This is a genomic window from Aquimarina discodermiae (assembly GCF_040786235.1).
Classification (GTDB): Bacteria; Bacteroidota; Bacteroidia; order Flavobacteriales; family Flavobacteriaceae; genus Aquimarina.
Genome location: NZ_JBFMKP010000030.1, coordinates 1 through 16,181 on the forward strand (window position 1 = coordinate 1; position 16,181 = coordinate 16,181).

Annotated in this window: 11 protein-coding genes; 2 read left to right on the plus strand and 9 right to left on the minus strand. The window is 31.6% G+C overall.

Annotated features, from left to right (window positions below):
- From ABW636_RS17945 to ABW636_RS17985, 9 genes are all read right to left on the minus strand, one after another.
- The coding region (locus tag ABW636_RS17945; RefSeq protein WP_367591450.1) for a hypothetical protein at positions 1 to 1,558 on the minus strand (1,558 nt) is incomplete at its 3' end.
- Between the two features lie 625 nt (positions 1,559 to 2,183).
- Positions 2,184 to 4,253 carry a T9SS type B sorting domain-containing protein gene (locus ABW636_RS17950; protein WP_367591451.1) on the minus strand — a complete coding sequence of 690 codons (2,070 nt, stop codon included), beginning with the start codon at positions 4,251 to 4,253 and terminating at the stop codon, positions 2,184 to 2,186.
- 721 nt (positions 4,254 to 4,974) lie between these two features.
- Positions 4,975 to 5,508, minus strand: a complete 534-nt coding sequence (locus ABW636_RS17955) for an OmpH/Skp family outer membrane protein (protein WP_367591452.1) — start codon at positions 5,506 to 5,508, stop codon at positions 4,975 to 4,977.
- A gap of 229 nt (positions 5,509 to 5,737) precedes the next feature.
- Complete coding sequence (locus ABW636_RS17960) at positions 5,738 to 6,589, minus strand: class I SAM-dependent methyltransferase (RefSeq protein ID WP_367591453.1); 852 nt, start codon at positions 6,587 to 6,589, stop codon at positions 5,738 to 5,740.
- On the minus strand, positions 6,589 to 7,098 hold the full coding sequence (locus ABW636_RS17965) for a hypothetical protein (RefSeq protein ID WP_367591454.1): 510 nt from the start codon (positions 7,096 to 7,098) through the stop codon (positions 6,589 to 6,591). Before ABW636_RS17965 ends, ABW636_RS17960 begins: the two co-directional genes overlap by 1 nt.
- Positions 7,099 to 7,160: 62 nt before the next feature.
- Positions 7,161 to 7,640, minus strand: coding sequence for a hypothetical protein (locus ABW636_RS17970; RefSeq protein WP_367591455.1), 480 nt, complete (start codon positions 7,638 to 7,640; stop codon positions 7,161 to 7,163).
- Positions 7,640 to 9,511, minus strand: coding sequence for a tRNA uridine-5-carboxymethylaminomethyl(34) synthesis enzyme MnmG (gene mnmG / locus ABW636_RS17975; RefSeq protein WP_367591456.1), 1,872 nt, complete (start codon positions 9,509 to 9,511; stop codon positions 7,640 to 7,642). Before mnmG ends, ABW636_RS17970 begins: the two co-directional genes overlap by 1 nt.
- 49 nt (positions 9,512 to 9,560) lie before the next feature.
- Complete coding sequence (gene ybeY / locus ABW636_RS17980; protein WP_367591457.1) at positions 9,561 to 9,980, minus strand: rRNA maturation RNase YbeY; 420 nt, start codon at positions 9,978 to 9,980, stop codon at positions 9,561 to 9,563.
- Positions 9,973 to 13,230, minus strand: coding sequence for a coiled-coil domain-containing protein (locus ABW636_RS17985; protein WP_367591458.1), 3,258 nt, complete (start codon positions 13,228 to 13,230; stop codon positions 9,973 to 9,975). The genes ybeY and ABW636_RS17985 overlap by 8 nt, the downstream gene beginning before the upstream one ends.
- A 257-nt stretch (positions 13,231 to 13,487) precedes the next feature.
- Between ABW636_RS17985 and ABW636_RS17990 the strand changes: the two genes are divergently transcribed.
- Both ABW636_RS17990 and gltX read left to right on the plus strand, forming a co-directional pair.
- Complete coding sequence (locus ABW636_RS17990) at positions 13,488 to 14,537, plus strand: alkane 1-monooxygenase (protein WP_367591459.1); 1,050 nt, start codon at positions 13,488 to 13,490, stop codon at positions 14,535 to 14,537.
- Between the two features lie 93 nt (positions 14,538 to 14,630).
- The gene (gltX, locus tag ABW636_RS17995) at positions 14,631 to 16,142 is read left to right on the plus strand and encodes a glutamate--tRNA ligase (protein WP_367591460.1); all 1,512 of its coding nucleotides are present in this window, start codon (positions 14,631 to 14,633) and stop codon (positions 16,140 to 16,142) included.
- Positions 16,143 to 16,181: the final 39 nt, after the last annotated feature.

Sequence of the window (16,181 nt, forward strand, 5' to 3'; positions counted from 1 at the left end):
CACTTGCTTCTATTACAATATCATCTGGAATAAATGCTACTGTGATAGGATCTGAAGAAATATTGGTAAACTCACCCGTTCTTAGATCGGCTCTGAGTACATAAGAAGCATCCTCATCTGATTGGCTAATGTCTATAGAGGTTGTTGTCTCGCCAGTGCTAATACCATCTTTAAACCATTCGAAATCAAAAAATGCCCATTGTTCTTGTAATAACGGAACTTTTAATCCAGTAATGGTTTCGCCAATCATTTCTGTCAATTCTAAGGTAAATGTATCACCATCACAAGCATTTTGATCATTGGTGCCTATTTCTATTTCAAAACCGGTAGGTGCAAAAATCTCTGTTTCAGAAAATAACATACTGTTACATGCATCTGTAGCGTCTACTTCTACTCTATATTGACCCACAAAAGTCGCATCAAAAGTACTGATACCTCCTGATAATGGGCCTTGGCTTTGCAAATTAGTATCTACAAACCATCTTACATCACTACCGTCGGGAGCATCTGTTTCTATCTGCAATGTAATAATTTGAGTAGGTAGAATAATAAGATTTTCTGGTAAGGGATTTGTAATCGATGATCCCTCATTTACAACAGTTACAGGGTTGGTGGTTAACGTACAGTCCTCACTAAACATAATAGTTAGGGTATACTCTCCACCAAAATTATTATCTGGTAAGGTATATGATGGATTTACGGCTCCTTCAACAGGTTCTCCGTCTTTAATCCATTGGTAGGTATATCTAGTATCTTGTATACTAGAATTAAGTATTTTAGATTCGTTGGGACAAAAAGAAAAATCGGGAGAAGGAGTCTCTATAAACACCGTAGAGACGTCTATAATAGAGACGTCTACACGATTAGTTTCTTCAAATGTAAAAAAGTTTTGACACCCACCGAGGGGGATTCTTGCAAAATATTTTCCTACTTGCGATATCTCGATACTAGATCCCGATTCTCCAGGGATAAGTACATCATCTTTAAACCAATCCCAAGAAAAATCATCGGGATTTACGGCACTTCCATCATCAATATCTTCTAACCGAATCGTAAGAGTTCTTGTAAAAGAAGTGACATTACAAAAAATAACATCTTGTCTTTCATTCAAAAATAATTCTAGATCATTTCTAAAAAAATGCATAGAAGTATCATCTGATAATTCACTAATACTTTCTGGTACGGCAGTAGTTGTTCTAACACGCATCTTAAAAGTATCGCTAGTCGCATCTGTAGGGATGGCAAAGTTTTCGAATCGTATTTCTAATTCACTAGCTGACCCATTATTAGGTCCATTTACTGTACTAAGTTGTTGTACTAAGTCTTCATCAGCAAAACTACCACTGGGATCCGATAGTTCTAAAATAAATTGATTGTCTGATGGAAGTGCAGCTCCCGGAGAAAGCGGAGCAATTACTGTAAAACTATTAAAACTATTATCTGCACAGGCCGCAAAACTTTGTAATACTGGTTTACCAATTGGGCGTTGCGCAAAAAGGCTATTAGTACAAACGACTAATAGCGTACATAATAATATACGGTTAAGTTCTCTTTTCATGACATCACACTTATTAAAGTAAGGTGAATATATAATATATTAACACTGCGATTTGGGGCGCTTGTTAATAATATTGTTAATATATTTTTTACCAAGACATAAAATTATAAATTAAATATTTATATCAAACTAAAATTTATTATTTTTTTGTAATAATTTTCTTACTTGTTAATACTTGCTTTACTAAATTAAATTCAAATATAGCCCCGAAACATCTCTCAATATACATAAAATTATGTTAATCAAGTAATTGTACCCATCAAAAAAAATCATATTAGTTTCTAAATAAAACTATAATTTCCCCATATTTTTCATAATACTTTGTGCTAACTTCTTAAAAAAAATAGCAAATCATACGTTTTTTGACGTGATTATGAAGCTCATATCGCCTTAAAAAAATCAATTTTTACCGACGAAATGTATAAAACCATGATGAAAGACTGTTGATTTTTTTAGAATTTCAAACTTTTTAAATTTTAAATTTTCGTAAAAAACTACTGACTTATTAACAGATAAACATCCTATCATTTAGTAAAGAATTTACTCTTTAATTTTTAGTAAAATCAATTTCCTAATTTACTTAGTTTATAAGGATAAATATTAAAAGTAATTTTCTGATCATATATTATCTCATTACCGTTATTGAACCTTTTCTAACTACGGAATTATTTTTTGTGATTATAAAGTAATAAATAGGGTCTTTACCCTGTGATTTTGAATTCTCCATTGGCCAGTTATTTTGATAACTTGTCGATGTAAAGTCAACCTGACCCCTGATATTATATATAGTAACCTCTACTTCTTGTTGATTAAAAAGTGATTCTGGCAACAACCAAGTATCATTCATGCCATCATTATTTAAGGTGATTATATTAGGAATAATCTCCGTTTCACCAACAACACCGCCAATATTAATCTCGGGTATGGTTGCCTGACATATTGCAGATGATATAATTACAAAATAAATCCCATTTTCTGTTACTTCTAAAGTATTAGCGGTTTGACCCTCTAGCAGTACATCCTGGTCATCTACTTTTCTATACCATTGGTAGGTATATGAAGCATTTTGAGGAACTGTAAGTGTTATGGAACCGCCTTCTTCTAAAACCAATGCACTTGCTTCTATTACAATATCATCTGGAATAAATGCTACTGTGATAGGATCTGAAGAAATATTGGTAAACTCACCCGTTCTTAGATCGGCTCTGAGTACATAAGAAGCATCCTCATCTGATCGACTAATGTCTATAGAGGTTGTTGTCTCGCCAGTGCTAATACCATCTTTAAACCATTCGAAATCAAAAAATGCCCATTGTTCTTGTAATAACGGAACTTTTAAACCAGTAATGGTTTCGCCAATCATTTCTGTCAATTCTAAGGTAACTATATCACCATCACAAGCATTTTGATCATTGGTACCAATTTCTATTTCGAAACCGGTGGGTGCAAAAATCTCTGTGTCTGAAAACAACATACTATTACAATCATCTGCTGCTTCTAGTTCTACCCAATATTCTCCAACAAAAGTAGCTTCAAAAGTACTGATACCCCCAGATAGTGGGCCTTGATTTTGCAAGGTCGTATCAACGAACCATTTTACAATACTACCGTCGGGAGCATCTGTTTCTATCTGCAATGTAATAATTTGAGTAGGTAGAATAATAAGATTTTCTGGTAAGGGATTTGTAATCGAAGATCCCTCATTTACAACAGTTACAGGGTTGGTGGTTAACGTACAGTCCTCACTAAACATAATAGTTAGGGTATACTCTCCACCAAAATTATTATCTGGTAAGGTATATGATGGATTTACGGCTCCTTCAACAGGTTCTCCGTCTTTAATCCATTGGTAGGTATATCTAGTATCTTGTATACTAGAATTAAGTATTTTAGATTCGTTAGGACAAAAAGAAAAATCGGGAGAAGGGGTTTCTATAAACACTGTAGAGACATCTATTATAGAAACATTCACATGGTTAATGGTTTCAGTAAATGTAAAAATATGTTGACAAAGCCCATAAGGTATTCTTGCTTTATATTTTCCAATTTCTGATACTTCTAGACTAGACCCCGAGGCTCCAGGAATAACTATACCATCCTTAGTCCATTCAAATTGATAATCGTCAGGATTTAGTTCTGGACCATCTTCGAGGGAACCAGGAATATATTCAAATACCTGAACGTTAAGTGTTCTAGTAAATGAAGTAACATTACATAGGATAATGTCTTGTACATCATTCAATTTCAATGTAATATCATTAGCAAAATAATAAATAGCCTCATCATCCGAAAGCAGACTGATAATTTCTGGTATCGCTGTTGTGGTTCTAACCCGTAATTTATAGGTATCACTGCCAACATTTGTTGGTATAGCAAAATTTTCGAATCGTATTTTTAATTCTCTAGAAGAAGCATTGTTAGGGCCATTTGTAATACTTAATTGTTGTACCTGACTAGCATCATCAAAACTACCACTTGGATCCGACAATTCTAAAATAAATTCATTATCCGATGGTAGCGCAACTCCTGGAAAAAGAGGGGCGATTACCGTATGGCTATTTTCACCATCACCTCTTTGACAAATTTGTTGTCCTTTTTCAAAATCTGGTTTACCAATGGATCGTTGCGCAAAAAGACCATGGGAACAAATGGCCAATAACACACATACTACTATAAGGCTAAGTTCTTTTTTCATGACATCTCTATAAATTATAGTAAAGAGAGTATATAAGAAGTAAAATCTCAATTTGGGGTACTTGTTACTAGCTTTACTCTTTTACATAAATCCAAAAACATGTTTTTGTTTGACCACTAATTTTGGAATCATTATATCTTTAAAAAAGGCAAACCTACTTCAATAAACATGTATGATTCAAGTTTTTATTAATCATATTATAGAGTTATAGTCTTAATTCCAGAATTTCGTGTATACAGACCTTAACAAAATAACATAGCACATAAATATTCTTTATTTCTATGAGAAAACTCTGTTGATTTTATCCTATAAGCACCTATAGAAGAAAGATAAAAACGGGTACTTATAAAATTTACAGACGATAGCATAAATAATAGTTAGGATACTTAATACTCAATTCTTCTGCTAAGTCAATACATCTTTTTTGTTAATTATTACAAGTATTATTGGACATACAATCATACTTTAACATTAAAATTTTTTTTGAGAAGATCAACAAAACACGAATCATAAACCATTGGTATTAAAATAATTAATCCAATAAAAATAAAAGAGGATATTGGGAATGGCAGAGCATTAAAAAAGAACTTAAATCATTTAAATCCATACTTTATTATCTAGAACTAATCAATAACCCCAGTTAACATTATGAATATCATAAAAGAAAAAGACCGTCTAAGTTATTTTAGACGGTCTCTCTTATAATTTTTTCAAAGAAACTTTATTCCTTTGTTTTGGTAGAATCTGCTTCTGCCCCATTTAATTCTTTTAGAATTTTATCGGTCAAATCAAGTTCTTTTTTACCATATAAAATGTTACTGGTTTCGGTATCTCCATAGATGTAAGTATACCCATTTTTCTCACCATATGATTCAATAAAATCTTTTACTTTATTGATAATAGAATCTATTTCTTTTTGACTTCCTTGCTGGATTTCCTGCATTTTTTGTTGTTGTTCTCTCTGCAGTTCCTGCTGTTTGGTCATTAATTCCTTTTCTTTCTTTTCTCTGTTTGAAGCTGTCATGGATTTCATGATCGTTTGATACCCTTGTACTTCAATTTGAAATTGTTTTGCTTTACCTTCCAGCTCAGCTCTTACTTCATTATTTCGCTTTGTCCATTTTTCCTGAGCCGTTTTCATTTCTTTAAAGTCAGAAACAACTTTTGTGTTGTTTACATAACCCGTTTTTTCTATTTGCTGATTACAAGAAGCCAATAAAAGTAGAGCTCCTGCAACACATAAAATTTTTTTCATTTCTTTATAATTAAGTTCTGCGCAAAAATATCAAAGTTAAGTCGATGTTTTTGATATAATATATCAAAAAAACAAACTATAAATAAAAACAATATAAAAAATAAAAACAATATAAAAAAGCTATAAAAAATAAATTGTTTTCAAGCGTTTTAAGGCCTTTAAAAATAAAAAAGACCCCATCACAAAGCACGTGTAATAGAATGGGTTTAAATACCCTTTAAAACAATAATTAATGGTTTTTTAAGACATAAATATGCGAAGAATACTCTCCAGTTGCTCTTCCCTTTATATTTGAGAAGAATCCCACACAAAAAGCCTTCAAAAAATTCATATTATTGGTTTTATATTTTTCTGAAAGCAGTGCAACATAATATGAATCAAATCTCATTGGCAACACTTTTTGAAGTGCTAGATTTTTTTCATTAAAAAGTTTTTGAATGCTTGCTTTTGAAAAATGAGTAAGATGTCTGGGCACATCGTATGCAGCCCAAAATGATTTATAATAATTAGCATCATAGGATTTAAAGTTTGGAACCGCTATGATTACATATCCGTTTGGTTTTAAAAGACGTTTTAATTCTCTTATTTGTTCTTTTACATTTGGCACGTGTTCTAAAACATGCCACATTGTAATAATATCAAATGATTCATCGGGAATGTTCTTTGTGGTATCTTTTAAAAAAACACTTTTTTGCTTTGCCAACTCTCTTGCAGATTCATTAGGTTCTATCCCCGTTACATTCCAACCTTTACTTTTTGCTTTACTTAAAAAATCACCTGTTCCCGCACCAATATCCAAAAGATCTCCTGTTTTTTGATCTAATGAATAAAGTAGCTCAACTTTTTTACGAATGGCATATGTTTTTACACTATGGTATAATTTTTCAAAAATTGATCTCTTTGCATCTGTATGAGAAATATAGTCTTCACTCTCATAATATTTTCCTAAGTCATTTTCACTTGGTTTTGGAACCGTAATCAACATATCATATTCTGCATCGTACAATAATTTAAACTTATCCTTAGATACTGTATAATCTTTACATTCTAAAAAAAATGTAAGTTCCTTTTCTACATTCATTATTTTGGTATGACGTTATTATAATATTTTTCTTTTTGCACAGTATCTCTTATTTCTATTAAAAACGATCGAACTTTATTACAAAAAAGAGATTTTTGAGAAAGACAATTATTTCCCTCACTATCCAAAACAATAATTTTTACGAAAGTTTCAATACTTCCAATTTCATTTTCTATTTCATTTTCTATTTCCTTATCTATTAACGATGAAATTAAATTGGTGTTAACTTGTCTATCAGTTTCAAAACTAATTCTGATATTAAATATAAAATCCAAGTCATTAAACAACTTGGTATCAAAATCAGACAATTTTTGATTATCTAACAAGTGAAATTGTTTTCGTAAAGAACGACGTGCTTCTTCTGGAAGCATTTTAGGTTTAAAAACAAATACCTCTTCATTAAGGTTGTCTTCTGTTTCAATTCTAAAATGATCAATATCTCTTACTTTGTGTGTAGTTATACATGAAAACAACAAAAATGAAACAAAGAACATAAAAACACTTTTCATTAACTCACTATTATTTTCGTTTGAACCAAATGTTACAAATAAACAACATGTTCCACGTGGAACTATTTTTTTGTAGCATCATATATTTCTACGTTTAAAACCTTTTGAATTTCATTAGCTTTTTTTATTGCTTTTTCATGGTCTCTTGCTCTATAGACAGTAAAATGTTTATTTTCCTTAAAAAAACGAATAGCAAACCTATCCTGTCTTTCTTTGGTTCCTATTGCAGCAATTGCACCCCATTCATTATCTATGCTAGATGAAATTGCAAAAACAGAAATATAATCGGGATACTCTACATCTAATTTACTTTTTAGTAACACAATTCGAAAAACAGAAACCACTTTATAATTATTAAAGCCTGAACCAAATTCATAAGAAATAGAATATCCAACCAAAAACAATGAGACTAGTAAAAAAAGCAATTTGATTAAAAGCAATTCTGTTTCTGTTACGAACAACATTATGGTAAAAAATAAAAAAATAAAAGAAACAATTTTTCCTTTTAATGGTTTTTCCTGTTTACAAAATACTTTTTTCATTATCTACCCATATACACTAAAAGAACAGAAATATCACTTGGAGAAACCCCACTAATTCGTGATGCTTGTGAAATAGTTGCTGGTCTAATTTTAGACATTTTCTCACATGCTTCAAACGATAATGATTTTAATTTAGTATAATCAAAATCCTTCGGGATTTTTAAATCTTCTAAACGATTTAATTTATCTGCGTTATTTTTTTCTTTTTCTATATATCCAGAATATTTTACCTGAATTTCTGTTTGCTCTAAAACTTCTTTATCAAGATTATTTTCTTTGATGTATGTTGAAACTTTTTCAAACCCCATTACATCCTTAAGATTAATTTGTGGTCTAGAAAACAGCTTAAACAATTTACCACTTTGCTTAATTGGTGAAGAATCATTTTTTTCTAAAACAGGATTTGCTTCTTCTGGAGAAATACTTGTTTCTTTAAAAAACTGAACAAAGTCTGAAGACTGTTTTTCTTTTCTCTCCATTCTTCTCATCCTTTCTTCTGAAGCCAATCCAATTTCGAAAGATTTTGGCGTTAATCTAAAATCAGCATTATCTTGTCTTAATAACGTTCTATACTCTGCTCTAGAAGTAAACATTCTATAAGGCTCTTCTGTACCTTTGGTAATAAGATCATCTATAAGAACGCCAATATAAGCTTCGCTACGCTTTAAAATAAAAGATTCTTTTTCTTTTACTTTTAGCGCCGCATTCATACCCGCCATCAAACCCTGAGATGCTGCTTCTTCATATCCAGTGGTCCCATTAATTTGACCTGCAAAATACAAGCCCGAAATCAACTTTGTCTCTAAGGTATGCGTTAGCTGTGTCGGAGGAAAATAATCATACTCGATCGCATACCCTGGTCTAAAAAACTTTACATTCTCAAATCCCACCACAGATCGTAATGCTTTAAACTGAACATCCTCTGGCAAAGATGTTGAAAATCCATTTACATAAACTTCTACAGTATTCCATCCTTCAGGTTCTACAAAAAGTTGATGTCTATCTTTATCTGCAAAACGATTAATTTTATCTTCTATAGATGGGCAATATCTTGGACCTATACTTTTAATACTTCCATTAAACATTGGAGAACGATCAAAACCTTCTCTAAGCAAATTATGTACTTCTGTAGAAGTATATGTCATATAACATGATCTTTGCTCTTTTAATGGTTTTGTTAAATTAGAATAACTAAATTTTTCTGGTTGCTCATCTCCCGGTTGTTCTATCATTTTAGAATAATCCAAAGATCTTCCATCTACTCTAGGAGGAGTTCCTGTTTTCATTCTTCCTGCATCAAAACCAAGATCAATTAATTGTTCTGTAATTCCTGTCGCTGCTTTTTCACCAGATCTACCCCCGCCAAATTGTTTCTCTCCTATATGAATTAATCCATTTAAAAAAGTACCATTTGTCAAAACAACAGTTTTTGCTTTTATCTCAAGACCCAATGAAGTTTTTACACCTTTCACTTCACCATTTTCTACAACTAACCCGCTTACCATTTCTTGGTAAAAATCCAAGTTATTGGTTTGCTCCAAAAGCAATCGCCACTCTTCTGCAAAACGCATTCTATCGCTTTGCACTCTTGGACTCCACATAGCAGGTCCTTTTGATTTATTCAACATTTTAAATTGTATTGCAGTTTTATCACTTACAATACCACTATATCCACCAAGTGCATCTATCTCTCTTACTATTTGTCCTTTTGCAATTCCGCCCATAGCCGGATTACAACTCATTTGCGCAATGTTTTGCAAATTCATTGTAATAAGTAACGTGCTACAACCTAAATTTGCCGCTGCCGCGGCAGCTTCACTACCTGCGTGACCTCCTCCTACTACAATAACATCATACTCTATACCAAACATAATCTTTATCCAATTGTTCCACGTGGAACATTTTTAATTCATATTTCTCTTAATGTTCCACGTGGAACATTTTTAATTTTTCATCTTCCTTCCCAGACATTTCCTCTTTCTCTATCTTAGACTTATCCTTATATCCACAATAATGTAACACACCATGTATCATAACTCTTCTTAGTTCTTCGTCAAAAGTAACCTCAAAAATGTCGGCATTTTCTCTTACTCTTTCTATAGAAATATAGATGTCACCTGATAGTTTATTTCCCATAGAATTATCAAAACTTATGATATCTGTAAACGTATCATGATTTAAAAAGTTCTGGTTAATTTTTAATAAATACTGATCATCACAAAAGATAAAATTTATCTCTCCGATGCTTTTAGATTCAGATACTACTACCTTATTAATCCAACTTGTTACCTGCACTTCTTTCGTTAAAACGAAATTAGTTTCATAATAAAAATTAATCATTCTCTATCTTAAAATACTGCTGAACCTTTTGTTTATAATTTTGCCGCAAAGGTAATACTTGTCTATTTAATATCTCTGTAGTATTAAAATATTGTTTTGCTTTATTTATAGCTTCAATATTTTGATCATCAAATAGTGTTCTGTTTGTTTTACTTTCTCTTCTTTCTTCTTCTCCTTGCTCAAAAGCAGCCTCATTAAGTTTTAATAACTGATGCTTCAAGTCCTGCATCTTCTTCAATGTTTCTGTATTAAAACCTTTTTCTAATAACTCTTGTTCCACTTCCTCCATTCTACGTAAAAGATTATTTCCGGTACCTCTTCCTTTTCCAGATTCTCTAATCTTATCGGCCAAGGCATTCCTTAGCTGTTGTTGTTGCTTATAAATTTCATACAACTCACCGTTCATTTGTTCGCCTTGCATTTCAGATTTACCTTCTCCATTTTCACCTCCACTATTTCCATCACCTTCATTTTTTCCATCCTTATCACCTCCTTTATTACCACCATTTTCTTTTCCTTTTTCATCACCTTTCTGGCTACCATTTTCTTTTCCTTTACCTTCACTTTTTTCTTTTCCTTCACCCTGCTGTTTACCTTGTTTACTTCCGCTTTTAGAACCTTCTTCCATCTTATCATTTAGTTCTTCCTGTTTCTTAATGATATCGGGTAACTGAAATTCGCCTTCACCACTTTTTCCTTTACCACTAGATGCGGCCATACTATTTTGCATTTGATCCAACGTCCTGCTTAAAAGATAGGCCAAATCATTAGAACCTGTAACAGTATATTGTTGATTTGCCGAACCCTGTACCACCTTGTTTTCTGCTAACCTTTCTAATGATTTATCTATATTAAACTCGATATCAGAAAGTGTATTTGTAACACTCTCTGTAATCTGAGGAGTTCTTAAAGCCAACGCATATAAACTATCATCAATATGAATAAAATTTTCTCTAAGCACACTTTGCTTTTTTAACTTAGAAGAGTAAGAAGGATTATCCATATTAATACCCTTCAACTCTTTCATAAGGTTTTCTTGTGCCATAGAAAAATCTACCAAATTATCTAATACCTGTCTAAGCATTTCTATATCCTCTTGCTGTTGTTCTGCACCAGACATCTGCATTTGAGAACGCATATTACTACCCATTTGTTTCATCTTTTGGGCAGCACTTTTCTGGTTCTTTTTGGCTTCAGAATTATTTTGCTTCTCTAAATTATCACTCGCTTTCTTCTGCTCTTCCTTTATCTCATTTTCATCTTCTTTCTTTTGATCCAATTTCATAGGCTTTTTTAACGCCTTATTTTCCTTTCGCAAGTCTTCCATTTCCTTTTGAAATTCTTCGAATTCCTTATTCAATTCTTCTTGCTTATCCTTCGTGTTTTCTTCCTTGTTCTTTTCAGATAACTCCTCCTGCTTCTTAGCCATATTGTCCAATTCGTTGGCTAACTTCTCATGCTTTTCAATAACATAAAATCTTTTAGTCAACTCTAACAACTGTTCTAAATTTTTCTTTAAACTTTTATTTTCCTTACCTAATTCATCTAACTTCTTTGTCAACTCTTCTTTCTTAATTTTACCAGCCAATCGTTCTATTTCTTCCAGAAGTTTTTCATTCTTTTTTAGTTTCTCTTCATTACGTTCAAGTCTTTCTTTAAGTGCATCCTTAAATGGTTCTTCTTCCTTTTTATCCTTCAACTCATTCAAATTATCTTTCAACCTTTTTGAAAAATCCTGCATCATTTTCTCCTGCTCCTTTTGTCTATTTAAAAAGTCTTCTAACTTTTTTTTATCATTAAAATCAAGTAACTTTTTTTCTTTTTGTATCTTACTAAGATTCATCAATTCCTTCTCTTGTTCTTTAAATTTATCTAAAGATTTATTGAGTCCTGAAATAGTTTCATTCTGTTTTTGAAGTAACAAATTTTCCTGTTCTTCTTTAGTTTTTTTTCTAAAACTAAAGACTGTACTCTTAGTGCTTTTATAATTATGCAATACATCATTATCAAATACTTCAAAATAAAATTCATAATTAACACCTTCATCCAAAATCAAATTGTTCGGAAAAACATAAATAAATTCATCAAAAACAGATTTATTAATAGCTATACTTTCGATCTTACTACTAGTCACATCATCAACATCGTAGTACACCAGTCTAAGTTTACTCAAACCAAAATCATCGCTTACCTTACCAAAGAAATACATGGTTTCTAAATCGATAGAATCCTTTTTTGATTTCAAGTTAAGCTCTGGGTATTGATCCTTGATCACATTAAGATTAAAAGATAAATTATCATAGTTTTTTACATTGGTATTCGAAGTCGTAATTTCATAATCAAGGTTAGAGAATATTTGTCTATTATGCGCAAAATTTTGGTTCTCTTTATCAAACGCAACTATAGAATCTTTAGTAACGAACTCTACTTTATTAGTATTCCTTGTACTAACAATCCAGTCTACTTTGGTACCTTCTGGAATTGTAGCATTACCAGAACTCTTAATTACTTCATCCTTTTTTTGTGTATACTGTGGATAATCCAATCTCATTTCAAAATCCAATAATGCAGGTATTGGTACTACCTCTAAACTATAATCTTTTGACTTAACATTATTTGCTTCAATTCTAAAATCTAGTCTACTTTTTGGCTGAACAAATGTATATTCAAACTCACCAAGGCCAACATTATTCAAAAAATAAACCTCTTCATTATAAACAATAGTAGCATTCTCTGGTATAATTTCCCCAGTAGTTCTAATTTTTAAAACAAAGTCGGTATTCTCATATGCATTTAAGCTTTTATTAACAATATAGAAATGAAAAGGCGCAGGAGGCTCATATGCCACCTCATAGTTTACAACTCTATTGTAACTATCTGAAATCCAATGTATTTTATTAAAAACAAACAAGCACAACACAAAACCTACTGGTATAGCCGCATATTTTAGGTATTTAACATTCTTACCAAGATTAATAGCCAATCTAAACGGAATAGGTTTTAATTCGTTTGATTTCTGTTCTATACCCGCTATCAATAAATCAGAAGTAGCATTGCTACGTCCCAATTGTAATAAGTTTAACAATCGATCGCTAACTTCAGGAAAGTGTTTTCCGATAATAGTAGAAGCAATATCATAATCTATTCCTTTGGCCAATTTAAAAAGTTTCGCAATTGGTATTGCAATTAGCTTTATAAACAATAGAAACTCTACCCCAATAAATAACCAAAACAAAATGGTTCTACCCATACTATTTAGCCAAAGAAAATTCTCAATTAATAAGGTTGCTAAAAAGTATAAAACTCCTATGGTAAAAAATAATATTATACCCTTTATAAGTTCATTGATATAATACTTTTTAATAAATTTTTCCAGCTTTGTTTTAATGAATTCAAAATTCTTCATACAATAAGTGCACTTTATTCATTACCTTCTAAAACTACAATTTTATTTTTAATAGAATTGTTATATTTATGATAATTCAATTCACTAACATGCAATACGTTATGAAAGATTTAAAATACCTTTGTGCATATACTGTTCCTTTAATGGCAATCATAGGTCATTTACAACTAGGGCTATTTACGTATTTAACACCTATATATGCTTTTGTCTTTATTCCGTTACTAGAACTAATTACACCTTCTACTTCACAAATTTTAGACAATGAAACCAAATTATCTAAATCTAAAAAGCTTGTATTTGACTGGATGTTACATTTAAATTTACCTATAGTTTATGGTTTACTATTTTTAACATTACATACAGTTACTACCCATACATTAAACACCTATGAATTTGTCGGGATCGTACTTTCTAATGGGATCGTATTTGGTGCAAACGGTATTAACGTAGGACATGAACTTGGTCATCGATTTACTTATGAGCGCTTCATAGGAAAAGCACTGTTACTACCCGCTCTGTATATGCATTTCTTTATAGAACATAATTATGGGCATCATCAATACGTAGCAACAAAAAACGATCCAGCAACAGCTCGCTACAATCAACCCGTATATTTATTCTGGATTACTTCTTCTATCGGTCAATATGTTAATGCATGGAACACACAAGCAAAACTATTAAAACAACATAAACATTCATTTTTATCTATCCATAATGACATGTTTTGGTATCTTATTATAACCCTCTCTTATCTTTTACTAATTTTTATGGGTTATGGATTTATAGGTTTACAAATAGCCATAACAAGTGCCATAACAGGATTTTTATTATTAGAAACAGTAAACTATATAGAACATTATGGTTTATTAAGAGCTAAAACTTCTAACAACAGGTATGAACGCGTACAGGAAAAACACTCCTGGAACTCAAATCATACTCTAGGTAGAATCATGCTATATGAATTAACAAGGCATAGCGATCATCATCACCGTGCTTCAAAAAAATATCAAATCTTAGAACACAAAGCACAAAGTCCTCAGTTACCGTTTGGTTATCCAACATCAGTAGCATTAGCACTTGTTCCCCCACTATGGTTTAAAATTATGAACAAACGTGTTCCACGTGAAATGATAGAATTAGCACAAAACTAATTTACATTTTAGCACATAAAAAATATTTCTTAACCTATATAAGATCGTATCTTTGTAGTCCTTTTTAAGGCTTATAAAAGTAAAAACACAATCATGACAAAAGATATCAGGGTACGATTTGCACCAAGTCCTACAGGTCCTCTTCATATCGGAGGAGTACGAACTGCTCTATTTAATTACCTATATGCCAAAAAACATAATGGTACTTTTATATTACGAATAGAAGATACAGATCAAAACAGGTATGTTTCGGGAGCCGAAAATTATATAAAAGATGCATTAGATTGGTGCATGATTCCTTATGATGAAGGTCCAGAAAAAGATGGTGGTTTTGGACCGTACAGACAAAGCGAACGCAAACATTTATATAAAACATATGCAGATCAACTTGTAAACGATGGGTTTGCCTATTATGCCTTTGATACTGCAGAAGAGTTATCTTCTCTCAGAAATAATTATGAATCTGACGGTAAAACTTTTGTGTATAACTGGAATAATAGAACTACTCTTCAAAACTCATTATCCTTATCTAAAGAAGAGGTAAATTCTAAACTAAAAGCAGGAGAAGCGTATGTAATTCGTTTTAAAACACCTCAAAATGAAACTCTTAATTTAACAGACGAAATACGAGGTTCTATAAAAATTGACACTAATATTCTAGATGATAAAATACTATTTAAAAGTGATGGGATGCCTACCTATCACCTTGCTAATATAGTTGATGATCATCTTATGCAGATCACTCATGTTATACGAGGAGAAGAATGGTTACCATCCTTGGCTTTACACGTTTTGTTATATCGTTCATTAGGTTGGGAAGCGCCTTCTTTTGCACATTTACCTTTAATTTTAAAACCTATTGGTAAAGGTAAACTAAGCAAAAGAGATGGAGACAAAATGGGATTTCCTGTATTTCCTTTACAATGGCACGATCCTAAAAACGACGAAATATCTTCTGGATATAGAGAAGATGGCTACCTACCAGAAGCTGTTATTAACATGTTAGCTTTTTTAGGATGGAATCCAGGAACCGAACAAGAATTATTTTCTTTAGAAGAATTGATTCAAGAATTTGATCTTGCGAGAGTCAATAAAGCTGGTGCAAAGTTTGATCCCGAAAAAACAAAATGGTTTCAACAACAACATCTACAAAATACAGACACTCCTATTCTATCTGCAACCTTTAGAAAACTATTAGTTGATAAAGGAATTTCGACAACTTTAGATATTGATAAAATAGTAGAAACTGTAAAAGAAAGAGCTGTTTTTACTGCAGATTTATGGGATCTTAGTCACTTCTTTTTTACATCACCTACACAATATGATGAAAAAGCTATCAAAAAGGCATGGAAAGAAGATACTCCCCTATTGATGCATGAATTAATCAGGATATTACAAGATATATCAGATTTTTCTGAAGATAATGTTTCTACTATTGTAAAAAGTTGGATAAAAGGAAAGGAAATTGGTTTTGGTAAAATCATGATGCCACTTCGCATAGCATTGGTCGGCTCTTTACAAGGACCTGATCTTTTTGTAATCGCCTCTATGATAGGTAAAGAAGAAACTATTGCAAGAATAAAAAATACTATAGAAAGAGCTTAATTATATATATAAGAAAACCCAACTCGTTGAAGTTGGGTT

Coding starts and splice junctions, on each gene's coding strand:
- ABW636_RS17950 (WP_367591451.1), bottom strand. CDS start 4,253: ATGAAAAAAGAACTTAGCCTTATAGTAGTATGTGTGTTATTGGCCATT.
- ABW636_RS17955 (WP_367591452.1), bottom strand. CDS start 5,508: ATGAAAAAAATTTTATGTGTTGCAGGAGCTCTACTTTTATTGGCTTCT.
- ABW636_RS17960 (WP_367591453.1), bottom strand. CDS start 6,589: ATGAATGTAGAAAAGGAACTTACATTTTTTTTAGAATGTAAAGATTAT.
- ABW636_RS17965 (WP_367591454.1), bottom strand. CDS start 7,098: ATGAAAAGTGTTTTTATGTTCTTTGTTTCATTTTTGTTGTTTTCATGT.
- ABW636_RS17970 (WP_367591455.1), bottom strand. CDS start 7,640: ATGAAAAAAGTATTTTGTAAACAGGAAAAACCATTAAAAGGAAAAATT.
- mnmG (WP_367591456.1), bottom strand. CDS start 9,511: ATGTTTGGTATAGAGTATGATGTTATTGTAGTAGGAGGAGGTCACGCA.
- ybeY (WP_367591457.1), bottom strand. CDS start 9,980: ATGATTAATTTTTATTATGAAACTAATTTCGTTTTAACGAAAGAAGTG.
- ABW636_RS17985 (WP_367591458.1), bottom strand. CDS start 13,230: ATGGGTAGAACCATTTTGTTTTGGTTATTTATTGGGGTAGAGTTTCTA.
- ABW636_RS17990 (WP_367591459.1), top strand. CDS start 13,488: ATGAAAGATTTAAAATACCTTTGTGCATATACTGTTCCTTTAATGGCA.
- gltX (WP_367591460.1), top strand. CDS start 14,631: ATGACAAAAGATATCAGGGTACGATTTGCACCAAGTCCTACAGGTCCT.